The sequence below is a fragment of the Parabacteroides sp. AF17-3 genome (assembly GCF_003635445.1).
Lineage (GTDB): Bacteria > Bacteroidota > Bacteroidia > Bacteroidales > Tannerellaceae > Parabacteroides > Parabacteroides goldsteinii.
In genome coordinates this window covers 15,554-36,863 of sequence record NZ_QTMM01000011.1, presented here as the reverse complement: position 1 = coordinate 36,863, position 21,310 = coordinate 15,554, and the positions used below count along the sequence as shown (strand labels likewise).

Genomic DNA, 21,310 nt, shown 5'->3' with positions numbered 1-21,310 from the left:
TAAAAACGAAATACAATGAAACGAATAAGTAAAACAAGGTTGTTTGTATTGTTGTTTCTGTTGGTGGCAGGTAGTTGTACGGAGACGGATGTGGAAGAAGATGATATTCCGCTTCATGCTCAGAAGGAAGTGGATGCCGGATTTATCCTGAATGTGCAGGCTAACCGGACTCCTGTTACCCGTAGCATCACTTTTACTCCCGACGGCACGACCGAGTCGGATACGCTGGCGGTAGGTACAAATGACTCGATACGAACGAAGGCCGCCACTCCATTGTCTGAAATACAGGAAAGCCAGATTGCCAGCCTGTGGGTCGGGCAGTATGATGTAACAACGGGTGAGTGTTTGTTTAACCAGTATATTCCTTCTATGACAGGAACTACAGTTAATTTGAAATTGAAGCATAATGGCAACAGGAACCGTGTCTATTTTATATCGAATGCCGGTGACCTGGGAGCAATAGATACTGAAGCAAGTTTGAAAAAACATACGTTGGCTTATACTTCTACACCTGAGGGGTTGCCTGACAATAATTTATGTAAAATGATGGGATACTGGGAGGGTGAAGTGACGGCTGATGGCATAAAAGATATAGGGGTGGAACTAACCCGTCTTATTGCAACGATTGTGTTTACTTATTCGACAGGTGCTGATTTTACATTCAGTTCTACTTCTATTATATTGAAGAATGTCCCGACCATATCGCAGGTGGAAGCGCCAACGGAGCAGTTGAAAACAGAGGAGATCGATTATAAAACATATACGGGTACGGCTAACCAGGGAGGCGCTACCATTTATTGGTATTTGCCGGAGAATATGGCAGGTACTGTCAGTGGAGAAAAAGCCGTCGATTCGGAGAAAAAGAAGACTGGTCAGGGTGTGACGAATGCAACATGTATCGAGCTGACAGGAACAGCCGTACAAGGAGGTGTGACGTATGGGGATGTAACTTTCCGTTTTTATCCGGGTAGTGATAAAAACAATTACGATATCGTGCGTAACTCCCGTTATACGATGGACGTTACTTTGATAGGTATAGATATTTCCGATGAACGCATTACCGTCGGTAAGATACCTCCTATTGAAGTCGATCCTGCTGAAATGCCTGCTAAAAAAGGGGGAGAGAAAGAGATACAGATCACAGCTCGTCCGGGTCAGCCGTGGGAGTTCAATATGCCTGATTGGTTATCTGCATTGCTGGATGGTCAGAATATACCTCCGGGTGCCACTATTATGCATCAGGGGCCTGCCTATGTTATATTTAGAGCTATGGAAGCAAACCCAAGAGCAGAAAGCAGGTCTGTTTCTTTTAATATTAAAGTTAATGGAGTCGATCAGGAGATAAAGATCGTTCAGGCAGGTTCTATCCTGACAAAAGGCAGTGATATATCACTGGAAGCAGAAGCCGACTCTGAAGGGGCTTCTGCATTTACGGCTACAGAAGGCTTACAATGGTTGGCATCTTTAAGTGGCGATGGCTGGCTGGACTGGGCTGCATCTAATCCGGGTTCTTCGGGAACTGAAGCACCGGCCGGATCGCAGCCACTAAAAGTAAAGGCAACAACCAGTAATCCACTTGCCCAGGTACGTAGCGGTAAAATAACAGTAAAAGCCGGGGCGTCGGTGGGGGACGTCGGTTATACAAACTTAGCTCAGGAAATAGAAGTTTTACAAGCGGGTTCTATTGTAACCGGATCAACCGTGAATCTGAGTGCGGAAGCGGTAAGTCATCAGGCATCAGCGTTTATTGCCACAGCCGGTTTGGACTGGGCAGCTAGTGTAACGAATGATGATTGGATTACACTCATCGGAACAACGTCGGGTAATCTGACAACCGGTAATGCCCAGGACATAACTTTTGATGTAGAGGTGAATCCGAACTCTTCTTTGCGAACCGGTGAAATAACTGTTCGTGCAGGTGATGAGATTGGAGGTCCGACAGGAAAAATTATTATAAAACAACAACCTTCTTCTTTTAGTACTACTGATGCTGAACCTGAAATAGACGTAGAAGGTCTTAAAACTGCAACCGGTTCGGTTATTGCTACTCCCGGTTTGGATTGGACTATATCTCCTGAAACAGACAATGGTATAACTGTAAGTCCAACCGGAGGTTCGGGGGATGCTACGTTAACATTTACGGCTTCTGTCAATCTTGATGCACCTCGTACGGGTACATTTACAGTATCAGTTACAGGTACAAATCCGGTACGTACGGCTACGGTCACGGTTAAGCAGACTGGTGGTGCTTATATTGGTAATATGCAGGTTGTGAAAACAGAGCCTTCTTCCTATCCTTGGAGCTCTGCCAATTCATATTGCAATAATCTAGATGCGGAAGGTCATACTGATTGGCGTTTACCATCGCTGGACGAGGCGAAAAATATATATTGGAACCAAAGTACCTTAACGGTCGTAAGTGGCTTTGCAGGGTTCATCCGTGGTTGCTATGCGACTTCTACACCTGGTCCTAGAAATAACCACTATTATGTAGACTTTAGCAATGGTAGTCATAATAGTAATACCAACGACGCAGGAAATGTGTATGTTCGTTGTGTTCGTACTCGGTAAGTGTGCGTCTATTAGGTTCAAAACAGACAAATATCGAAACAATAAAAAACGAAATACAATGAAACGAGTAAGTAAAACAAGGCTGTTTGCACTGTTGTTTCTGCTGTTTGCAGGAGGTTGTACGGAGACGAATGTGGAAGAAGATGATATTCCGCTTCATGCTCAGAAGGAAGTGGATGCCGGGTTTATCCTGAGTGTGCTGGCTAACCGGACTCCCGTTACCCGTAGCATCACTTTTACTCCTGACGGCACGATCGAGTCGGATACGCTGGCAGTAGGTGCAGGGGATTCGGTACGAACGAAGGCCGCCGCTCCATTGTCAGAAATACAGGAAAGCCAGATCGCCAGCCTGTGGGTCGGGCAGTACGATGTAACAACGGGTGAGTGTTTGTTTAACCGGTATATTCCTTCTATGAGTGGTACTACGGTCAATCTGAAACTGAAACAGAGTCAGAATGGTAGCAGGAGTCGTGTCTATTTCGTGTCGAATGCCGGTGATCTGGAGGAGATAACTACTGAAGCGATCTTGAAAAAACATACGTTGGCTTATACTTCTACACCTGAGGGGTTGCCTGACAATAATTTATGTAAAATGATGGGGTACTGGGAGGGGGAAGTGACGGCTGGTGGCATAAGGGATATAAGAGTGGAACTAACCCGCCTTGTTGCAACGATTACGTTTACTTATTCGACAGGTGTTGATTTTACATTCAAGCCTGCTTCTGTTGTATTGAAAAATGTCCCGACCATATCGCAGGTGGAAGCACCAACGGAGCAGTTGAAAACAGAGGAGATCGATTATAAAACATATACAGGTACGGCTAACCAGGGAGGCGCTACCATTTATTGGTATTTGCCGGAGAATATGGCGGGTACTGTCAGTGAAGCAAACGCTGTCGATTCGGAGAAAAAGAAGACTGGTCAGGGTGTGACGAATGCAACCTGTATCGAGCTGACAGGAACAGCCGTACAAGGAGGTGTGACGTATGGGGATGTAACTTTCCGTTTCTATCCGGGTAGTGATAAAAACAATTACGATATCGTGCGTAACTCCCGTTATACGATGGACGTAACTTTGATAGGTATAGATATTTTCGATGAACGCATTACCGTCGGTGAGATACCTCCTATTGAAGTCGATTCTACTAAAATGCCTGCTAAAAAAGGGGGAGAAAAAGAGATACAGATCACAGCTCGTCCGGGTCAGCCGTGGGAGTTCAGTATGCCTGATTGGTTATCCGCCTTGTTGGACGGTCAGAATATACCTTCGAGTGCCACTATTAGGCATCAGGGGCCTGCCAATGTTATATTTAGAGCTATGGAAGCAAACCCAAGAGCAGAAAGCAGGTCTTTTTCTTTTAATATTGAAGTTAATGGAGTCGATCAGGAGATAAAGATCGTTCAGGAGGGTTCTACCCTGACAAAAGGGGATGATATCTCACTGGATGCAGAAGCTGGTTCTGAAGGGGCTTCTTCTTTTACAGCAACCGAGGGGTTGCAGTGGTTAGCTTCCCTAAGCGGTGGTGACTGGCTGAATTGGTCCAATTCAGCATCAGCCGGTCCTGAAGCACCGGCTGATGCACAACCGTTAAAAGTAAAGTCTACTACCAGTAATCCATTTACTCGGGTGCGTAGTGGTAAAATAACGGTGAAAGCCGGAGCCTCGGTGGGAGACGTTGATTATACAAATTTGATTCAGGAAATAAAAGTTTTACAAATGGGTTCTATTGTGACCGGATCAACCGTAAATATGAATGCAGAAGCTGTAAATAATCAGGCATCAACCTTTACTGCCACAGCAAATTTGGACTGGGCAGCTAATGTAACGAATGGTAATTGGATTTCACTCACCGGAACAACATCGGGTTATCCGACCACCGGAGATTTACAGTACATAACTTTTGATGTTTCTGTTAATCCGTCTTCAACTCAACGAAGTGGTGAAATTGTTGTTCGTGCGGGAGATGAGACTGATGGTCCGACGGGAACAATTACGGTAAATCAGCGTGGTTCCTCTTTTGAGGCTACTGGTGCGACTACGATAATAGATGCGGAGGCCACTAGCAGTGTCACCGGTTCAATAACGGCGACTACAGGTTTGGAATGGACTATATCTCCCGAAACAAGTAATGGAATAACTGTGAGTCCAATCGAAGGTTCGGGTAATGCTACGTTAACGTTTACAGCTTCTGACAATACTAACTCTACAGCTGTTGAGCGTACAGGCTCATTTACAGTGACAGTTACGGGGAGTCCGGCACGCACAGTGAAGGTTACGGCTAAGCAAACGGCCCCGGCTTATGTTGAAAATTTACAGGTTTGTAAGACAAACGAAGCAAATGCTACTTGGAGTGCAGCATATACAAGCTGTAATAATTCTACAAAAGAGGGTAAGAGTGATTGGTTTATGCCTTCTTTGGCTCAGTTAGGAACTGTGTGTAGTAATAAAGCTTCATTACAAGCTGTGAGCGGCTTCGAGCCGGTTGGAGGAGGCATTTGGTACTGGAGTTCAGATGCTGCCGGTAGTGGTTTCCACTGGATGACGCGCATGAGCGATTGCGATCAATACTACGCTAACGACAACACCCCTACCTTTATTCGCTGTGTTAGGTATAAGTAGGTATACCCTGCAAACTTGGCTAAAGATGATGGAGTGACAACTGAGGTTTGGAAGGTGTTAGAATACCTTTTTAATGGCAACTTAACAATACAAATAAAAAAACATTTAAAACATATATTATGAACAAAGCAGATTTAGTAAATGAACTAGCGGCGAAGCTGAATATTCCGCAGTACCAGTCTCGTCTGTTTCTCAATGCTTTCCAGGAAGTGTTGACAGAAATATTGAAACAGGGTCCTATAGCCCTTCAAGGATTCGGGACATTTGAGCCTTGGAATCAGAAAGAGCGGCAGGGGCGTAATCCTCGTACCGGTGTCACTTGTATGATTGCTCCCCGCAAAAGTGTTAAATTCAAACCTGGAAAATTTTTACTTCGAGATTTGAATTCTTCCAAATAGAGAGCAAAAGGGAGACACAAGTGTTGACCATATAAAAATAGACTTTGTGTCTCCCTGTTTTTTTTGATTTCCCTCAATTATTAATTAACGCCTATTAGATATATCATGAAGAAACAAAACAAATTAGAAGCCTTATTTCCCAACGGAAAAGTCCCGGAAGTGAACGAGTTTAACCGCAATCTTGATAAAATGTCCAAGGAAGGTCGTAACCATTTGCTTGAAAAGATTTACAAAATTGCATTTACTGTATGGTCAACTTTGCCTAAAAAGTACCAGAAGTTTATTGAAGAAGTTATCGTCCATGATCGGCAATCATACGTTGATTTCATCATTGAAAAAACAGTGATGACCTGTCTCCGTTGCCCCCTCCGGTTTCCTGTCTTGTTTATCCGGATGCTCCATTTAACGGAAGTAGTAGAGCGTACTGCGCAAACTTCAATAAATCATTTATCAATGTCTGTTCTTATCTGTTTCCTAATTTGTGGCAAGATCGGTACGCTTGCCGGACATATTAGTAAAGGGGGGATTACTAGTGGGGAGGTGCTGGTGTTGGCGGGGAAGGTGAGGGTGGGGGATTATTGTGGGGGGTATTGAATGAGAAATTTTGCATTTTAGCCTGCTTTCTGGTATGGTTACAAGTTATAGATGCCAGTATTTTATTGGGATTAATAGTATTATATAATCAACTTAAGGATTATGTTAAAGAATTTGTTTTTCGTACCGCCACATACGAATCTTCTTATATTGAAAGGTTGGAAGAAGAATTTGTAGGTTTTAAGCTGTCAAGGTTAGAATTTGAACGGGTTGTTTGGAGAAACTATATTGATCCTGATGATTTTTTTTTGAAAATTTGGAAGAAATAATTATTTATTCTCGTTTGTTTTTACTCGAATTTTCAATATCATCAATTAATAAAATATAGATATTGGATAATAGAGTAAATGTTAATAAAATAAATTCTGAGAAAAAGGTTATAACTATAGAGTGTATTATAATTTTGAACAGGCTGACATCATGAATTTGTGTAATTACTAGTAAAATAATAATAACTATGCTATAAACAATAAGTAATGCGATTTGTTTAACAAATCCTTTTGTGAAATTTTCATATCTGATTAGATAGTTTGATATAGATTCGTCTGCTATACTTTTTTTGTATACTTCTATTCTTTTAGCAAACTTGTCAGGTGCTATAAAAATTATACCAAAAATTAAAGCTGTAAAAATACTAAAAACTGAAATTAATAAATTTATAGTGTTTTCAGTAAATATAGTTTGATTAATGTAGCTATAAATTCCAATTGCAAGTGGTAAAATTATGTACCATAATACAATAGGTGCAATTGGTCGTTTATCTCCATTGATATTATAATATAATGAGATATATCCTTCTTTTATTATTTTCCATATATTTACAATCATCGCTGAGTAGGAGTATATGAAATTTCTTTTTTTATTTTTTCTAGAAGCAATTGGGTGAATAAATGTAATTCATTCCATAACGGTTTTTGAGTTGTAGGATCTTTTAATGTGTCATCCAGAATGATAGATGGAAGCATATTCTCTATGTTTGAAAGTGTAGAATGTGCTTTCCTACCTTGATGATCTTTATAATATAGCATTAATTCATCATTTTCCTTATCAAAATTAAGGTCTATTGCTGCGATTTGAGATTTAAGAACATCAATATAATTGGTATATGATAATAATTTATCTATAGTTAAACTTATATTTTTAATACATGTACTACGTTTGGCTTCTTTAAATGCTGAAAAAGTAGGTGTAAATGAATTGTCTATACGTTTTTTAGTTAGAATTCTAATAGAATGTATAAAGCTATTCGATATATATTTGTCTATATATTGTTTAGGAATACATTTTGTCCATGTTATAGAATACCCTTTAGAAACAAAAAAATCACTTAATAAATTTCTATACAAATAGCTGCATCCTGATGTTGTATAACTTTGTAACATTAAAATTCCTGTATTGTCATCATAAGGCATCCATATTTTATAGAAAAAAGATAATGAGGCAACACTATCGTTCCCTAATGTGTCTTTTTTCCTTTTTGCATCATTAGCTTTATAAATATCCCAATCAATACCTGTAGGACCTCCTATGAATTCTCCCCATATTGTATAATCATTTTCAGATAAACCTCGATAAAGGTCATTAGTAATACTCATTGCTTGAGTATTTGTTTCATTTTTAGTGAATTTATCACTAAAAATGGAGATAAAATCTTGAAGAAATGATCGAAAACATTCTTTTTTATCTTTAGTTGGATACAAGGAAGAAAGTACATCTTTAAAAATAGATTCTTTTTCTTCTGTTTTATAACAAGTTCTAATTTCTCCACCTCTGACTTTTCTAGAGTATTCCTCTGTGATCTTTTTTAGTGTAAAATAATATATATCTAATTTTAAAGTATGTCCCATATTTATATTTTTTATTTCGTATACAAATATATTGACTATGTTTTAATTAGTAGACATAATTCTTTTTCATTTTGTATTGATCGTGTTTTTTTGTACATTTACCGCAAAATATACGGAGAATATGAATGCTATCTATATTTGGCAACGGACAGACTGGCCTAATTTTACCTGGGATGATGCAAAGCTATCCTATAAATTAGGTAAGGTACGAGGGCTACAAGGTAAACTTGTAGGTAAAATGAGTGCGTTAGGCTTTGATCTGAAAAATAGTGCAATACTTGATACATTGACGGCTGATATCACCAAATCTTCAGAAATTGAGGGAGAAATATTGAATAGTGATCAGGTGCGTTCTTCTGTAGCTCGTCATTTGGGTATAGAAACTGAAGGGCTACCTGAAGCTGATCGTTATGTCGATGGAGTAGTGCAGCTAATGATGGATGCGACTCAAAATTATATGAAGCCGTTAACGGATGAACGTCTTTTTAACTGGCATGCAGCGTTGTTTCCAACAGGTAGAAGTGGCATGTATAAAATTACGGTTGCAGATTGGAGACAAGGTGTAGAACCTATGCAGGTTATATCGGGTGCGATGGGGAAAGAGAAAGTTCATTATCAAGCTCCTGATTCGGATAATATACCTTTCCAAATGAAATTGTTTTTGGATTGGGTGAATGATGATCAGAAGATAGACCCAGTTTTGAAAGCTGCTATTGCTCATTTGTGGTTTGTGACTATTCATCCGTTCGATGACGGAAACGGACGTATAGCTCGCACTATAATGGATTTATTCTTAGCCCGTGCCGATGAAATGCCACATCGTTTTTATAGTATGTCGGCAGAGATACGTAAGCTGCGTAAAGGCTATTATGAGATATTGGAGAAAACACAAAAAGGTGGTGTAGATATAACGGGGTGGCTTGAATGGTTTCTTGATTGTTTGGAAGCGGCATTGGTCAATACTGAAAAATCAATCAGTACGGTTTTACAGAAAGCCGCTTTCTGGGATAGGTATCGGTTAGTCTCCATGAATGAACGGCAAATAAAAATGGTGAATTTGCTTTGGGATGGTTTTGATGGAAAATTAACCTCTTCTAAATGGGCTAAGATTACAAAATGTTCTGCTGATACGGCTTTACGTGATATACAGGATTTGATGACCAAAGGTGTGTTGCGTAAAACGGATGAAGGTGGAAGAAGTACCAATTATGAACTTGTAATGTGATTGTTTGCGGAGATTAATGTTTGTATTTGCCGTATAATATGCGGAGAATATAAGTGCAAATCTCCGCATACAGTATACTGGTACCACTTGTTTTCTATAAATGACTTATATTCTGTTATTCGATACCCTTTCGGGTATTTATTCTGTGATTATATTAAAAAGAGTACCCGAAAGGGTATTAAGAATGTTGTTGGAAGTTGTAAATAACCTAAATCTATCCCTAAGAATCTCACGTAATAATCATTATTTCTCTGAAAAACGTTAAATAAGAACCTGAATCTATCGGTGTGATGGTTCGCGAAAAATGGTATTTTAAGATTTTGAATGTTTCTAAAGTCTTATTATATACTGTTTTATATGATGCTGTGGCGCCGATCTTTACATATATTCCTACCTATACCTTTGTATCGTTCCCCTGGAAACAGTAGTATTAATTATTAAAACAAAAAAGCTATGACACTGAAATTTAGAAAGGTGCAGCGCAAGGTTCTTAGCGGTGACGATAAGGATAAGGTGAAGACTTATGCGATGGCGCGGTCGTCGAACTATTGCGATATGGATAAGTTGTGTGAATTGATCTCCAGCCGCTCGGCGATGTCGAGTGCTGATGTGAAGGCGATACTCGATTCATTGAACTGGGCGATGAGCCTGGAGCTTCGTTCGGGTAGTATTGTACAGGTGGGTGAGTTCGGTAGTTTTCGTCTTTCGATTCGTTCGAAAGGTGCGGAGACGGCGGATGCTTTCAATGCTTCCCTGATAAAAAAGGCACGGGTGATATTCTCGCCGGGTACCAGTCTGCGCTGGATGAGTGAGATCGTGAAGTTTGAAGAGGATGATGACACAAAACCTAAAAAAGAAGAAAATCCGGATGATGACAGACCGGTGATTGAATAATTAAAAATGGTAAATAGGGGATTACCTGATTGAAAGAGAAAGGGGGGGACGTATGAAAAAAGTTTCCTTTATTTTAGGAAAGAAAATGTTTTTTTGTCCTAAAATAAAGGAAAACTTATGAGGAAAGAGGTTCTCAAATCGCTGATTGCTATTAAGCAAAGTGAAATCCTGTTTGATGTGATAGAACGGGATGTGGAATTGCCATTTGCCTATTATCACTTGTTTAATATGGAAGATCTGTGTTCTATTAAAGCCTTATAATCTATTTTCATTTGATTTGGCAAAAATGAAATTTCAATAAAATCATACCATAGCGGTAATACTTTTCTAAATTTGTTGTATGTATTTTCAATAATCTTATCTTCAACTTTCATTGTTTTTAGTAGATTGTCAAAGTCAGATCTCTTTAATTTTCGTTTTTTTCCGTTCAGAGTCAGAGCAAGTTCTTCTGTGTCTTCAGGTATGACCAGCTTAGTCGATAAGAGATCATAAGCAGGCGTTAGTGTGGTTTCTTTTATCTTTTTATAGAGGGAAAAGTTTTTTAGGTGCATGTCTGCATTACCTGTAAGATAACAGAACAATAAAATCTCAACGTAATTGATCAAGTCCAGGACTGGGTACGCTGAAAACTCTACAATCTTCTTGGCTATCTGTTCATAGGAACCTTTGTATTTCTGTTCTGTTAGTTTCTCTGTTAACTGGCACATATCTTCCATTGGTATTTTATTGCCCTTCTTGTCTCGATCTATTCGTTTAGTAATATATGCTAACGAACCATCTTTGAAACGTATGAGTGAATGAGGAACGGTATTTATCTTTGCTAATCTGGCTAAATGCATGGTTAAGTCTTCATTTTCAGGAAGGTTGGCATATTGTTCAGTCTGTGGCTTGAGGATATAGCCACCCCATAAACCTACAATTGTAAAACGTTTTTCTCCTCCTTTTTCTTTTTCCAAATCAACAGATAGCTTGGGTTGTACACCTGTGATAGTAACTTGTGATCGTACAACTTCTAAAGCTAACGATTCGATATCGGCTTTACTATAAGGAAGAAGGGGAGGTGTAGCTGTACCGAATATTTTTTTTGAACATCGCGAATGAAAGTCTGTTTCGTTTTGTTCTAATGGCTGATAGCAATATAAACATCTTTCCATAATTGTGTATTAAAAGGATTGAACACTAACTGCACCAATGCAATCTTTACAACAGGCCAGTAATAAAGACATACGATCTCTATTGTCGATTTTCCAATTCTTTTCAACAATATTTAATAACCAACCTTCAGGAATCAATCCATCAAAAAACGGATGCAATATATTGCTAATATATGGCTTATCTGTTAAAGGCATTGTTAAACTGATCGGTTCAGCATCCTTACTTAAGAGATATTCAGGATTATAGATAAATCTGTAACCGTTTTCATCTTCCGTAAGAATACCTGCAAAATTACTATACATATAAATTTTAGCTTGTTTCATGGTTCTATTAAATTATTCCTGTCCATAGGTACGGCACCAAGTTGCATTCCGAACAGTTTTAATACCTGATTTACTTTATCCATTTTCAAGGTTTCTTTTCCTTGTTCTAGTTCGCGAAGAAAACGGAGTCCGACACCTGCTTTCAGCGCGAACTCTTCACGTGATAATCCAAGCGATTTGCGCTTGGATTTTACATATTCATTTAATGATAAGTTATTCATTTTTGATACCTCTTCGGGTACAAATATAATGAATATTTCTTGTTTGATACCCTTTCGGGTATTTATTTTGTGGCTTTGGTTAGGAAATACCCGAAAGGGTATCGAATTTGTTGCGAGAAGTCATTAAATAACCTAAATCTATCCCTAAGAATCTCACGTAATAATCATTATTTCTCTGAAAAACGTTAAATAAGAACCTGAATCTATCGGTGTGATGGTTCGCGAAAAATGGTATTTTAAGATTTTGAATGTTCCTAAAGTCTTGTTATATACTGTTTTACACGATGATCTCGCGCCGATCTTTGCATATATTCCTACTTGTACCTTTGTATCGTTCCCCTGGAAACAGTAGTATTAATCATTAAAATAAAAAAGCTATGACACTGAAATTTAGAAAGGTGCAGCGCAAGGTTCTTAGCGGTGACGATAAGGATAAGGTGAAGACCTATGCGATGGCGCGGGCATCGAATTACTGCGATATGGATAAGTTGTGTGAATTGATCTCCAGCCGCTCGGCGATGTCGAGTGCTGATGTGAAGGCGATACTCGATTCGTTGAACTGGGCGATGAGCCTGGAACTTCGTTCGGGTAGTATTGTACAGGTGGGTGAGTTCGGTAGTTTTCGTCTTTCGATTCGTTCGAAAGGTGCGGAGACGGCGGATGCTTTCAATGCTTCCCTGATAAAAAAGGCACGGGTGATATTCTCGCCGGGTACCAGTCTGCGCTGGATGAGTGAGATCGTGAAGTTTGAAGAGGATGAAGATACGAAACCTAAAAAAGAAGAAGGTTCCGGTGGAGATGACAGACCGGAAATTGAATAATTGAAAATGGTAAATTGAGGATTACTTGATTGAAAGAGGAAAGGGGAACGTATGAAAAAAAGACTGACTATTCAATTGGTAATGGCAATCCTGCTCGTAATGAGCGGGATTGTTCTTCTTTTCTCCGGTTTCTGGATTGCTCCGAAAGGGGAGATTCATAATAGTGTGCTGGTGGCTTTCGGGGAAACCTGCACATTTGCCGGAGCTTTGTTTGGGGTGGATTATTCGTATAAAATTAAATCGGTACAAAATGAAAGAGAGGATAAGTAGGAATTTTACCTGGGAAGAAATGACGTATAGCCGGGTGGCGGTGGAGAATGGGTTGCTGAATGAGCCGCCGTTTGAGGTGAAACAGGCTATGATGGAGTTGGTGAAACGGTTGTTACAGCCGTTGCGGGTGGCTTATGGGAAGCCGATTGCGATCACAAGTGGTTACCGGAGTCCGGAGGTGAACAGGTTGGTGGGTGGCGTGCCTTCGAGCCAGCATGTGAAGGGGGAAGCTGCGGATTGTTATGTGCCTGATCCGAAGGAGTTGTTGGATGTGTTGCTTTATTGTAAGTTGCCTTTCGATCAGGCGATTCTTTATAAACGAAAGAAGTTTCTGCATTTGTCGTTTCGGGTAAATGGAGAGAATCGTTATCAGGTGATCATTAATAAATGAAGGGGGATAGGTATGGATATGTGGGGTAGAAGTTTGCTTGTTTCGGTTGGTTTGTTGGTTGTTTTGCTGTCCGGTTGTAGTGCCGGGCGGCGTAGTGTGCAACATCGGGAAATAAGGGAGGGGGTACATAACATTCATAGTGATAGTATGTTGTTGAAAAATCTGTATCAGGCTTCCCGCAATAAGGTGATCGATATAGAGCATATCGTGTTCGATAGCTGCCGGTTGAATGGGGTACAGTCTGTTACTCATGTCGCTATTAAGGAACAGGGGGAGAAGGTTGTTGAATCGGTTGTTAGTTCTGGTTCTGTAGATGAGAACTGTTTTACCGGTTCTGATTTTTTTCAGAAAGGTAGTACTGTGGAGTTTTCTTATCTAAAGCGGATGTTGGTGATTGGGGCGGTGTTGTTGGTTTGTTCGTTATATATAGGTATAGCATTTAGAAAGCAGAAGTAAACTCCCAAATCCAGTTATTCTTTTATTTTATTGATAACAAGGAATTTGCATATATTGGTTCTTGGTGGCAAGGCAAGAACCATAAAGATCAGGATGAAATAGATATTATCGGATTGTATGCGGAAGAGAAACCGGATTTGTTCGCATACAATTTACATATCTTCCATACAGAAATTTCTCACTTCAATTTTGTATTTCGAAAGCACTTTATTTCGAACTATTTCAACTTTTTCATTGAAATAGTCTGGGTTGAAGTTTTTGCGCTGTCGTTTTACTTCGGCGACTAATGCACGTTTATCATCTGCATAAATGCCTATTATATCTATTTCACAGGGATCTTTTTCTTTTTTGCTTTGCCACCATGAACCAATATTTCTGAACTCTTTGCTTTCGATCATCATCTGCCTAAAATACATTTCAAGTGTTAACCCTGAATAGGTCGGATAGTCTTTTTTTATAATTTCTCCAAGTTGGTCCAGGTTTTCTGTTTCAATGAGATAATGATATTTGATGAAATATCGAAACCAGAATCGTAGGAATAAGTCGGAAATTTCAAAACGAACGGTTTGTGTACCTTCTTTTGCAAAAATAGGCCGTTTCTTTGCTATCAATTCGTAATCTTCCTCTAGTCTTCTTATATGACCGGCTATACTGGTCTCTCCCATATTTTTTTCAAGTTCAGGTAATGTATTTCGGCCATTAGCGATGTCTGATAAAATAGCAAAATAATTACCATACTTTTTACCAAATTCTTGTATTAACAAAGCTTTGCCCTCGCTAAGGAATGGAGAATCAGATCGTACTATGTAATTAACCATGCTTTCCATATCTGTACATCCGTTTTGCATAAACAGGTCTATGTATTTGGGAACTCCTCCGGAAAATGTATATAGAGCCAGTAGATCTTCATGAGTATAGTTCGGTTTATAATCAGAAAGTATTTCTTTCAATACGGATGTAGAAAAAGGCTTTAGCTTTATAATACTGTCACACCGACCATATAGTGGCTCCTTTGCATTTTGGAATATCTGTATCATAAGAGTGTATACAGAACCGCTGGCAATCAAGTTGACATGTGTCGTGTCTTTATATCTATCCCAGATGTCTTGCATTTGGCTATATACCGTCGGGTTGATATAGAAAAACTCCTGAAATTCATCTATTATCAGGTTGTAGGAAGTGTTCTTGCCTATATTCATAAGCATTTCAAAGAGTGCTGCGAAAGAGGATATTTCATTCGGAATATAGGTATTTAGTGCTTTGCTGGCTATTAGTGCAAATTGGCTGCAAAGCTGAGCTTCATTGCTTCGGCCTACAAAGAAATAAACAGTTGGTGTTTCTTCACAACTTTTGAGGATAAGCTTTGTTTTTCCAATGCGTCTGCGTCCGGTTAAGACCGCCATTTGTGAATGGTTGTTAAAAGCGATTTTCCTTGTTTTATCCAACAGTTTCAGTTCTATTTCACGATTATAAAATTTCATGATAGTAAATTTAGTTCATACTATTTTGAAAATATACGACAGTAAACTTTACGGCTGTATATTTTGCAAATATAGTGTATTTATCTATGAGTAGAAAATATATGGCCGTAATTTATGCCGCTGTATATTTTGAGAGATGGGTGGAGAACGGGTTGTTAGCCAACGCAGTTGTGACTGCTTGCTAGCGGGCTTGCAGGTAGGATGCAAGTTAGGCATCGGTATTTTATGAGAGATTAATAGTATTTTCCGATTCCCCCAAATCCAGTTATAATTTTATTCTCTTTCGTTTTATTGATAAAGTTGTTTAGCCGTTTTTCAAATTCTTCAGGCCGTTTCCTGGCAGCTTCAATGTATGCAATTCGGATACGTTTATATGGGTCGGAGAAGTGTTGATAATTTTTCCATGCTGTTTTATCTGCTTTCAATCTGTCAATTATATCATCTGGAAAAATAAAAGGGTCAGACAAAATAGTTCGTATTTTATCCTCAAATTTAGGGTGTATCATTTTATTTTCCAATAACCATTTAAGTCTTTCTTTGTTGGCTTGCGAGTATGTGCTTTTAGGGTTTCTAGGCGTGAAACGCTGAATTTTATGTTCTTTGTCAAGTGATTTTATCGTACTGTCAATCCACTCGAAACAAAGGGCTTCTTCAACGGCATCATTGTATATAATGCTTTTTTTACCTGATGATTTCTGGGGAAAGACAAACCAAATTTCATCTTTGGTTTCAAAGTTGTCCGTCAGCCACTTTCTCCAATCTTCCCGATTTTCAAAGTACTTTATTTTATTCTCTGTTGCCATAATGGTCATCTTTTGGTAAACTCAATCGGTTCGATGTCATAATTTAGGGTTTTGATGTCGCAGTCTTCGTAATCTATCCCGTAACGCATCCTGATTTCAGCAAAATGCGGGCAGATATACGAAGGCATAGTCGGGTCGACAGAACACCAACCGGCTCCTTCTATGTAGCATTCGGGCCAGGCATGGGTGCTTTCGGAATTCCATTCGGGAACATTCCAATATCCTACAGCAAAACGAGTCGGTATATTCATGTAACGCATCAATGCGGTAAATACATTAGTGTATTCACTACAAGTACCTTTCCTTGTCTGGATAACGGTATTGACATCTACGGTTCTGCAAATTCCTGCATCAATCTGTTTGGCAATGGAATCGGATGGTGATAAATAGGTATAAACAAATTTGAGAGCTTTCTCTATTATAATGAAGGTCTGCGTTTCATCCTTAAACAGTGTATCGGCAATTTGTCTAACGTGTTCGTTTTGTGCATCTATTAACGGGGTAGATTGTAAAAATCGGGCGATCTCTCTGTCGTATTCCCGTGATTTGTCATACTTGGCTTCTTTCATTTTAGCCAGTTTGCTTCCATCCAGGTAGGGATTGATAGTTGTGAGTGATATTTCGTAATTATCTCCGTTTTTCGAAATTTGTGTAATCCGCTGGGGATAACAGTCTATTGCTTTAATATCGGGCTTCTTCACTGTAAAGGTGAAATTGACGGTATCCTGATTAGCCAGGCGGAAGTATTTGGAATATGATTGTGCAAAAACTGACTGTGCAATAAACATACACATAATCAGCATAAATGGGTATTTACTCATGACGTTTCGTTTTATGATTTACAAACGATGACAAAGTTAGTAAATATTTAGATGTTATGATGATTATGGGGAATAAACCTTTGGATGGGGAAATTTTCAGGTAGACTTGAAAAAAGTATCTTTTTTGAGAAGATTATCAAGTTTACCTGAAAATGTTTGTTGGTAGAGTAAGCGAAAAACAAATTACTTTTTCAGTAAAATTGATTCTATCTTTTCCTTTAACTGATCTTTAGGCATTGCTCCCTGAAGCATCTGGGGTTTTCCTTCCATAGGGATGTATAGAAGGGCCGGTATTCCCTGAATGCCGAATGCCTGGGCCAACTCTGTTTCTTTATCTACATCGACTTTGTAAATGTTGATCTGTCCGGCATATTCTTTGGCAAGCTGTTCCAGTGAAGGAGCAATCATTTTACAGGGACCGCACCAGTCTGCGTAAAAGTCGATGATGGCAGGTTTGTCTCCGAGATATTTCCACTCATTCGGATTCGCTTCATAGTTATATATCTTTTTCAGGAAGTCCGCCTTTGTAATATGTACAGGTACAGCCGTCTGCTTTCCAGTCACTTCCGTGGTTGAAGTTGTTTCATTGCTGTTGTTTTTGGCTTGTCCTTTACAGGATACTAAAGTCATGAAACCCACAACTAAAACCAGTAATGTGAAGATTCTTTTTGTATTCATTTTATTCTATTTTGGTGTTGATAATTATTTCTACTATAAAATGTTTTTATATGAAATTATAATGCAAACATATATTCTATTATCTAATACAACAAGTTTCTAGTGGAAAATATTTTTATGGATAACATAGTTTCACAGAAATGGCTTGATTCTACAGATTTGAAAGATTTATTGCCTATATCTTTTTAATGCATTAACACTTTGAGGCGAAACGTGCAATGTAAATTATAAACTCTTATAGTTATTAAAGAATAATACTTCAGCATATATAACAGAATGGAGTTTATTATCCGTAACTTGCAAAGAATAGAGTTTATAAATTTGCTGTAAAACAATGTGTTATGAAAGGTAAAGAGAGTAAGAAAGAAAAGAAAAAGGAAAAGTCTTCTGCTGACAAAGCAAAAACTCAGACTGACTACCAGCGTGAAAAGACAAGTAAGCAAGACAAAGGCTTTAATCTGATAACTAAAACATAATGGTAACCATCAAAAGAGAAGGTATTATTCTTGAATGTACTGATTTGAATTTTGAAAGCGAAAGTGTAATGAATCCGGCTGTGATAGCCGAAGAAAATACTGTACATATGTTATACCGTGCAGTAAGAGAAGGGAATTATTCAACTATTGGCTATTGCAGGCTGGAAGGACCATTGAAGGTGGTTCAACGAAATAAAGAACCTTTAATCAGTCCTGAATTTGATTATGAAAGCCAGGGAGTGGAAGATCCCAGAATAGTAAAAATTGGAGATGTGTATTATCTGACTTATACGGCCTATGATGGCATGAGTGCTGTCGGGGCATATGCCGTATCTGGCGATCTGGCTCATTTTGAAAAGAAAGGAGTGATCACTTCACAATTCACATTCCGGCAATTCAAAAGATTGATGATGTCGCATGAGCATCTGATTGGTAAATATTTTCGTTCGTATAACAAACGGGAATCTAAGACAAATTCTGGCAAGAAGATTTATCTGACGGATAAGAACGTAGTGTTTTTCCCGCGTAAGATTAATGGGAAATTTTATTTTATGCATCGTATCAAACCGGATATACAATTGGTTTGTGTGGAGAAGTTGGAGGATTTAACGACCAAATTTTGGACTGATTATTTCATAGACTTCTCCAACAAGATCCTTTTAAAACCCCAGTATGATCATGAAGCCAGTTATATAGGAGCCGGCTGTCCTCCGATAGAAACACCGGAAGGATGGTTACTGATCTATCATAGCGTGTATGATACACCGGGCGGATATGTCTATTCAGCTTGTGCTGCTTTATTGGATCTGAATGATCCGTCAATAGAACTGGCGCGATTGCCTTATCCTTTATTTACTCCTGATACGGATTATGAATTGCTGGGTGTAGTTAACAGAGTATGTTTCCCGACCGGAACAGCCTTGTTCGATGACAGACTTTATATTTATTATGGGGCGGCAGATAAATGTATAGCTTGTATATCTGTGAAACTGCAAGAGTTAGTGAATGAATTAATAACCCATAAGAAATGAATAATATATTATGCATAACAACTTATCCTCCGCGGGAGTGTGGTATCGCTACCTTTTCCGCCGATTTGATCCGGACAATTCTTTATAAATTCGGGAACTCTTATTCATTTAAGGTGTGTGCGTTGGAATCGGACTCAGAGAAACACATTTACTCTGATAAGGTAAAATATACGCTGAATACTTCGGATGCCAATGATTATGCGGTCATTGGCAGGAAGATCAACCAGGATGCGGATACAAACCTGGTCCTGATACAACATGAATTCGGTCTTTATAAAGAACATGAGGATGAGTTTCTGCAATTTGTAAAATCTATAACAAAACCGGTTGTGATTGTTTTTCATACGGTTTTGCCGAATCCTGTTATTTCGTTAAAGAATTATCTCCGGGAGTTGGCTGCGGCCTGTGACGCTATTGTTGTCATGACGCAGATTTCCAAACGAATCTTGTTGCTGGATTATGGGATGGAGGAAGAGAAAATTAATGTGATCCCTCACGGAACGCATCTGGTTGCGCATCAGGATAAGCGTTTTTTAAAAGATAAATACCGGGTTTCGGGAAGAAGAGTTCTTTCAACATTCGGTTTGCTAAGTGCCGGAAAGAGTATTGAAACAACTTTGGAAGCTTTGCCTGCTATTGTAAAAGAGAATCCGACGGTTTTGTTTGTTGTCATAGGCAAGACGCACCCGACAGTCTTTAAAGAAGAAGGGGAAAAATACCGGGAAATGCTCAAAGCTAAAGTTTCTGAGTTGGGAATGACTGATCATGTCCGGTTTGTAAACTTTTATTTGGATTTGTCGACATTGCTTGAATATCTGCAACTAACAGATGTTTACTTGTTTACGTCGTGCGATCCTAATCAGGCAGTCAGTGGAACGTTCGTCTATGCATTAAGTTGTGGGTGTCCTATTATAGCCACTCCGATACCTCATGCATTGGAGCTTTTAAAGGATAATTCGGGAATCATTTTTGACTTTAAGAATCCGCTACAATTGGCTGAAGCAACAAACCGGTTATTGGCGAGTGAAAGCCTTCGGTCAAAAATGAGGATTGCCGGTTTGCAGAAAACGGCGGCTACTGCCTGGGAGAATACTGCCATTTTATATGCTTTATTGTTTAAAAAGGTATTAGAGGAGAAGGATGGATTGGATTATTCCTTGCCTCCAATAAATATAGCGCATATTAAAAGGATGAGCCGGAGTTTTGCTATGATCCAATTCTCGAAGGGTAATCGCCCGGATATAAAAACAGGATATACACTGGATGATAATGCCCGGGCTCTAATGGCACTTTGTCAGGTATATGTGGAAATGAGGGATGTTTCTTGTGAAAAGTATATCAGGAGCTATTTGAATTTCATAAAATTTTGTTTGCAGCCGGATGGCTCGTTCCTGAATTATGTGGATAAAGAACTGGCTTTTACTGGCCAAAATCAGGAGGTTGGTTTGGAAGACAGTAATGGAAGGGCTGTTTGTGCTTTAGGCTATTTTATCTCGCATGGGGATAAATATCCGGATGAGTGGACTGCCGAGGCGATTCAGATATTCAGGAAAACGCTTCATAAATTATCTTTGTTTCAGTCTCCGCGCAGTATCGCTTTTGCATTGAAGGGGATGTGCTTTTATAACCGGCGATACCCACGTCCGGAACTCATTTCATTAATCAATGTCCTGGCTGATAAACTGGTTGGATATTATAAACAAAGTACTGATGGGAGTTGGTTATGGTTTGAATCTTATCTGACTTATGACAATTGTGTGTTGTCGGAAGGATTGCTTTTTGCTTATCAGGCAACCGGAAATGATGAATATAAAATGATAGCAAAAGAGTCTTTTGACTTCTTATTGAGTAAGATTTTCGTTGAAGATCGGATTAAAGTAATATCCAACCAAGGGTGGCTGCATAAAGAAAAGAAAGGATTGAATTACGGTGAACAACCGATTGATGTGGCTAGCACGGTCATGACATTGGCTACCTTTTATAAGGTATTCAAGGAAAATGATTATTTGTTAAAACAGAAAAAAGCCTTTGACTGGTTTTTAGGTCATAATCATTTACATCAGATACTTTATAACCCGGCAACAGGGGGCTGTTATGACGGATTGGAAGAAAATAATATAAACTTGAATCAAGGGGCGGAATCGACAGTCTGTTATTTAATGGCCAGGCTGTCTGTGGTAAATAATATCAGTCAAAGTTGTAACGTCCCGAAAGGGGATTTCCAGTAAAAAAAG

22 protein-coding genes are annotated in these 21,310 nt (G+C 39.0%); 13 read left to right on the top strand and 9 right to left on the bottom strand.

The window, feature by feature from the left end; all coding sequences use genetic code 11:
- The first annotated feature begins 15 nt into the window (after nucleotides 1-15).
- The 4 genes from DWW91_RS15215 (at nucleotide 16) to DWW91_RS15200 (ending at nucleotide 6,183) form a co-directional block, all read left to right on the top strand.
- Complete coding sequence (locus DWW91_RS15215; RefSeq protein ID WP_122328225.1) at nucleotides 16-2,571, top strand: BACON domain-containing protein; 2,556 nt, start codon at nucleotides 16-18, stop codon at nucleotides 2,569-2,571.
- A 58-nt stretch (nucleotides 2,572-2,629) separates the two neighbouring features.
- Complete coding sequence (locus tag DWW91_RS15210) at nucleotides 2,630-5,191, top strand: BACON domain-containing protein (RefSeq protein ID WP_158599452.1); 2,562 nt, start codon at nucleotides 2,630-2,632, stop codon at nucleotides 5,189-5,191.
- Between the two features lie 119 nt (nucleotides 5,192-5,310).
- Nucleotides 5,311-5,589, top strand: a complete 279-nt coding sequence (locus tag DWW91_RS15205; RefSeq protein WP_122328223.1) for an HU family DNA-binding protein — start codon at nucleotides 5,311-5,313, stop codon at nucleotides 5,587-5,589.
- Between the two features lie 105 nt (nucleotides 5,590-5,694).
- A complete protein-coding gene (locus tag DWW91_RS15200) occupies nucleotides 5,695-6,183 on the top strand; it encodes a hypothetical protein (RefSeq protein WP_122328222.1) in 489 nt (162 codons plus the stop codon).
- A 273-nt stretch (nucleotides 6,184-6,456) separates the two neighbouring features.
- Here DWW91_RS15200 and DWW91_RS15190 read toward each other — a convergent pair whose 3' ends face one another.
- Complete coding sequence (locus tag DWW91_RS15190; RefSeq protein WP_122328220.1) at nucleotides 6,457-7,011, bottom strand: hypothetical protein; 555 nt, start codon at nucleotides 7,009-7,011, stop codon at nucleotides 6,457-6,459.
- Nucleotides 7,008-8,030, bottom strand: a complete 1,023-nt coding sequence (locus tag DWW91_RS15185) for a hypothetical protein (RefSeq protein WP_122328219.1) — start codon at nucleotides 8,028-8,030, stop codon at nucleotides 7,008-7,010. The genes DWW91_RS15190 and DWW91_RS15185 overlap by 4 nt, the downstream gene beginning before the upstream one ends.
- Nucleotides 8,031-8,151: 121 nt before the next feature.
- On the opposite strand from DWW91_RS15185, the gene DWW91_RS15180 reads away from it, so the two are divergent.
- Nucleotides 8,152-9,255, top strand: coding sequence for a Fic family protein (locus DWW91_RS15180; RefSeq protein ID WP_122328218.1), 1,104 nt, complete (start codon nucleotides 8,152-8,154; stop codon nucleotides 9,253-9,255).
- Between the two features lie 453 nt (nucleotides 9,256-9,708).
- Nucleotides 9,709-10,149: an HU family DNA-binding protein gene (locus tag DWW91_RS15175; protein ID WP_122328217.1), complete on the top strand. Its 441-nt coding sequence runs from the start codon at nucleotides 9,709-9,711 to the stop codon at nucleotides 10,147-10,149.
- A 215-nt stretch (nucleotides 10,150-10,364) separates the two neighbouring features.
- Here the strand turns inward: DWW91_RS15175 and DWW91_RS15170 are convergent, their stop codons facing one another.
- Genes DWW91_RS15170 through DWW91_RS15160 form a run of 3 tightly spaced genes read right to left on the bottom strand, consistent with a single transcriptional unit; the run spans nucleotide 10,365 to nucleotide 11,848 of the window.
- On the bottom strand, nucleotides 10,365-11,303 hold the full coding sequence (locus DWW91_RS15170; RefSeq protein ID WP_122328216.1) for a HipA domain-containing protein: 939 nt from the start codon (nucleotides 11,301-11,303) through the stop codon (nucleotides 10,365-10,367).
- 9 nt (nucleotides 11,304-11,312) lie between these two features.
- Nucleotides 11,313-11,627: a HipA N-terminal domain-containing protein gene (locus tag DWW91_RS15165; RefSeq protein ID WP_122328215.1), complete on the bottom strand. Its 315-nt coding sequence runs from the start codon at nucleotides 11,625-11,627 to the stop codon at nucleotides 11,313-11,315.
- Complete coding sequence (locus DWW91_RS15160) at nucleotides 11,624-11,848, bottom strand: helix-turn-helix domain-containing protein (protein ID WP_044214648.1); 225 nt, start codon at nucleotides 11,846-11,848, stop codon at nucleotides 11,624-11,626. Before DWW91_RS15160 ends, DWW91_RS15165 begins: the two co-directional genes overlap by 4 nt.
- Before the next feature lie 377 nt (nucleotides 11,849-12,225).
- Between DWW91_RS15160 and DWW91_RS15155 the strand changes: the two genes are divergently transcribed.
- Genes DWW91_RS15155 through DWW91_RS15140 form a run of 4 tightly spaced genes read left to right on the top strand, consistent with a single transcriptional unit; the run spans nucleotide 12,226 to nucleotide 13,786 of the window.
- On the top strand, nucleotides 12,226-12,669 hold the full coding sequence (locus DWW91_RS15155) for an HU family DNA-binding protein (protein WP_122328214.1): 444 nt from the start codon (nucleotides 12,226-12,228) through the stop codon (nucleotides 12,667-12,669).
- A gap of 51 nt (nucleotides 12,670-12,720) precedes the next feature.
- Complete coding sequence (locus DWW91_RS15150) at nucleotides 12,721-12,939, top strand: hypothetical protein (RefSeq protein WP_007659354.1); 219 nt, start codon at nucleotides 12,721-12,723, stop codon at nucleotides 12,937-12,939.
- Nucleotides 12,920-13,330, top strand: a complete 411-nt coding sequence (locus tag DWW91_RS15145) for a D-Ala-D-Ala carboxypeptidase family metallohydrolase (RefSeq protein WP_122328213.1) — start codon at nucleotides 12,920-12,922, stop codon at nucleotides 13,328-13,330. The genes DWW91_RS15150 and DWW91_RS15145 overlap by 20 nt, the downstream gene beginning before the upstream one ends.
- A 12-nt stretch (nucleotides 13,331-13,342) precedes the next feature.
- Nucleotides 13,343-13,786, top strand: coding sequence for a hypothetical protein (locus DWW91_RS15140; RefSeq protein WP_122328212.1), 444 nt, complete (start codon nucleotides 13,343-13,345; stop codon nucleotides 13,784-13,786).
- Nucleotides 13,787-13,938: 152 nt separating this feature from the next.
- On the opposite strand, the gene DWW91_RS15135 is transcribed toward DWW91_RS15140, so the two are convergent.
- From DWW91_RS15135 to trxA, 4 genes are all read right to left on the bottom strand, one after another.
- Complete coding sequence (locus DWW91_RS15135; RefSeq protein ID WP_122328211.1) at nucleotides 13,939-15,267, bottom strand: ATP-binding protein; 1,329 nt, start codon at nucleotides 15,265-15,267, stop codon at nucleotides 13,939-13,941.
- Between the two features lie 233 nt (nucleotides 15,268-15,500).
- Nucleotides 15,501-16,070 carry a YdeI family protein gene (locus DWW91_RS15130; RefSeq protein ID WP_122328328.1) on the bottom strand — a complete coding sequence of 190 codons (570 nt, stop codon included), beginning with the start codon at nucleotides 16,068-16,070 and terminating at the stop codon, nucleotides 15,501-15,503.
- A 5-nt stretch (nucleotides 16,071-16,075) separates the two neighbouring features.
- The gene (locus DWW91_RS15125) at nucleotides 16,076-16,891 is read right to left on the bottom strand and encodes a transglutaminase-like domain-containing protein (RefSeq protein ID WP_122328210.1); all 816 of its coding nucleotides are present in this window, start codon (nucleotides 16,889-16,891) and stop codon (nucleotides 16,076-16,078) included.
- A gap of 183 nt (nucleotides 16,892-17,074) precedes the next feature.
- A complete protein-coding gene (gene trxA / locus DWW91_RS15120) occupies nucleotides 17,075-17,569 on the bottom strand; it encodes a thioredoxin (RefSeq protein ID WP_122328209.1) in 495 nt (164 codons plus the stop codon).
- Nucleotides 17,570-17,910: 341 nt separating this feature from the next.
- Between trxA and DWW91_RS28330 the strand changes: the two genes are divergently transcribed.
- The 3 genes from DWW91_RS28330 to DWW91_RS15110 are packed head-to-tail and all read left to right on the top strand — an operon-like array spanning nucleotide 17,911 to nucleotide 21,304.
- The gene (locus tag DWW91_RS28330; RefSeq protein WP_255419980.1) at nucleotides 17,911-18,045 is read left to right on the top strand and encodes a hypothetical protein; all 135 of its coding nucleotides are present in this window, start codon (nucleotides 17,911-17,913) and stop codon (nucleotides 18,043-18,045) included.
- Nucleotides 18,045-19,076, top strand: coding sequence for a pesticidal protein Cry7Aa (locus DWW91_RS15115; protein WP_122328208.1), 1,032 nt, complete (start codon nucleotides 18,045-18,047; stop codon nucleotides 19,074-19,076). Before DWW91_RS28330 ends, DWW91_RS15115 begins: the two co-directional genes overlap by 1 nt.
- On the top strand, nucleotides 19,073-21,304 hold the full coding sequence (locus DWW91_RS15110; protein WP_122328207.1) for a glycosyltransferase: 2,232 nt from the start codon (nucleotides 19,073-19,075) through the stop codon (nucleotides 21,302-21,304). Before DWW91_RS15115 ends, DWW91_RS15110 begins: the two co-directional genes overlap by 4 nt.
- Nucleotides 21,305-21,310: the final 6 nt, after the last annotated feature.

Bases quoted from the DNA above. Each gene is read 5' to 3' on its own strand.
- DWW91_RS15155 (WP_122328214.1), top strand. From the start codon at position 12,226: ATGACACTGAAATTTAGAAAGGTGCAGCGCAAGGTTCTTAGCGGTGAC.
- DWW91_RS15135 (WP_122328211.1), bottom strand. From the start codon at position 15,267: ATGAAATTTTATAATCGTGAAATAGAACTGAAACTGTTGGATAAAACA.
- DWW91_RS15190 (WP_122328220.1), bottom strand. From the start codon at position 7,011: ATGATTGTAAATATATGGAAAATAATAAAAGAAGGATATATCTCATTA.
- DWW91_RS15185 (WP_122328219.1), bottom strand. From the start codon at position 8,030: ATGGGACATACTTTAAAATTAGATATATATTATTTTACACTAAAAAAG.
- DWW91_RS15205 (WP_122328223.1), top strand. From the start codon at position 5,311: ATGAACAAAGCAGATTTAGTAAATGAACTAGCGGCGAAGCTGAATATT.
- DWW91_RS15125 (WP_122328210.1), bottom strand. From the start codon at position 16,891: ATGAGTAAATACCCATTTATGCTGATTATGTGTATGTTTATTGCACAG.
- DWW91_RS15210 (WP_158599452.1), top strand. From the start codon at position 2,630: ATGAAACGAGTAAGTAAAACAAGGCTGTTTGCACTGTTGTTTCTGCTG.
- trxA (WP_122328209.1), bottom strand. From the start codon at position 17,569: ATGAATACAAAAAGAATCTTCACATTACTGGTTTTAGTTGTGGGTTTC.
- DWW91_RS15215 (WP_122328225.1), top strand. From the start codon at position 16: ATGAAACGAATAAGTAAAACAAGGTTGTTTGTATTGTTGTTTCTGTTG.
- DWW91_RS15200 (WP_122328222.1), top strand. From the start codon at position 5,695: ATGAAGAAACAAAACAAATTAGAAGCCTTATTTCCCAACGGAAAAGTC.
- DWW91_RS15130 (WP_122328328.1), bottom strand. From the start codon at position 16,070: ATGGCAACAGAGAATAAAATAAAGTACTTTGAAAATCGGGAAGATTGG.
- DWW91_RS15145 (WP_122328213.1), top strand. From the start codon at position 12,920: ATGAAAGAGAGGATAAGTAGGAATTTTACCTGGGAAGAAATGACGTAT.
- DWW91_RS15140 (WP_122328212.1), top strand. From the start codon at position 13,343: ATGGATATGTGGGGTAGAAGTTTGCTTGTTTCGGTTGGTTTGTTGGTT.
- DWW91_RS28330 (WP_255419980.1), top strand. From the start codon at position 17,911: ATGAAAGGTAAAGAGAGTAAGAAAGAAAAGAAAAAGGAAAAGTCTTCT.
- DWW91_RS15170 (WP_122328216.1), bottom strand. From the start codon at position 11,303: ATGGAAAGATGTTTATATTGCTATCAGCCATTAGAACAAAACGAAACA.
- DWW91_RS15110 (WP_122328207.1), top strand. From the start codon at position 19,073: ATGAATAATATATTATGCATAACAACTTATCCTCCGCGGGAGTGTGGT.
- DWW91_RS15115 (WP_122328208.1), top strand. From the start codon at position 18,045: ATGGTAACCATCAAAAGAGAAGGTATTATTCTTGAATGTACTGATTTG.
- DWW91_RS15160 (WP_044214648.1), bottom strand. From the start codon at position 11,848: ATGAATAACTTATCATTAAATGAATATGTAAAATCCAAGCGCAAATCG.
- DWW91_RS15175 (WP_122328217.1), top strand. From the start codon at position 9,709: ATGACACTGAAATTTAGAAAGGTGCAGCGCAAGGTTCTTAGCGGTGAC.
- DWW91_RS15150 (WP_007659354.1), top strand. From the start codon at position 12,721: ATGAAAAAAAGACTGACTATTCAATTGGTAATGGCAATCCTGCTCGTA.
- DWW91_RS15165 (WP_122328215.1), bottom strand. From the start codon at position 11,627: ATGAAACAAGCTAAAATTTATATGTATAGTAATTTTGCAGGTATTCTT.
- DWW91_RS15180 (WP_122328218.1), top strand. From the start codon at position 8,152: ATGAATGCTATCTATATTTGGCAACGGACAGACTGGCCTAATTTTACC.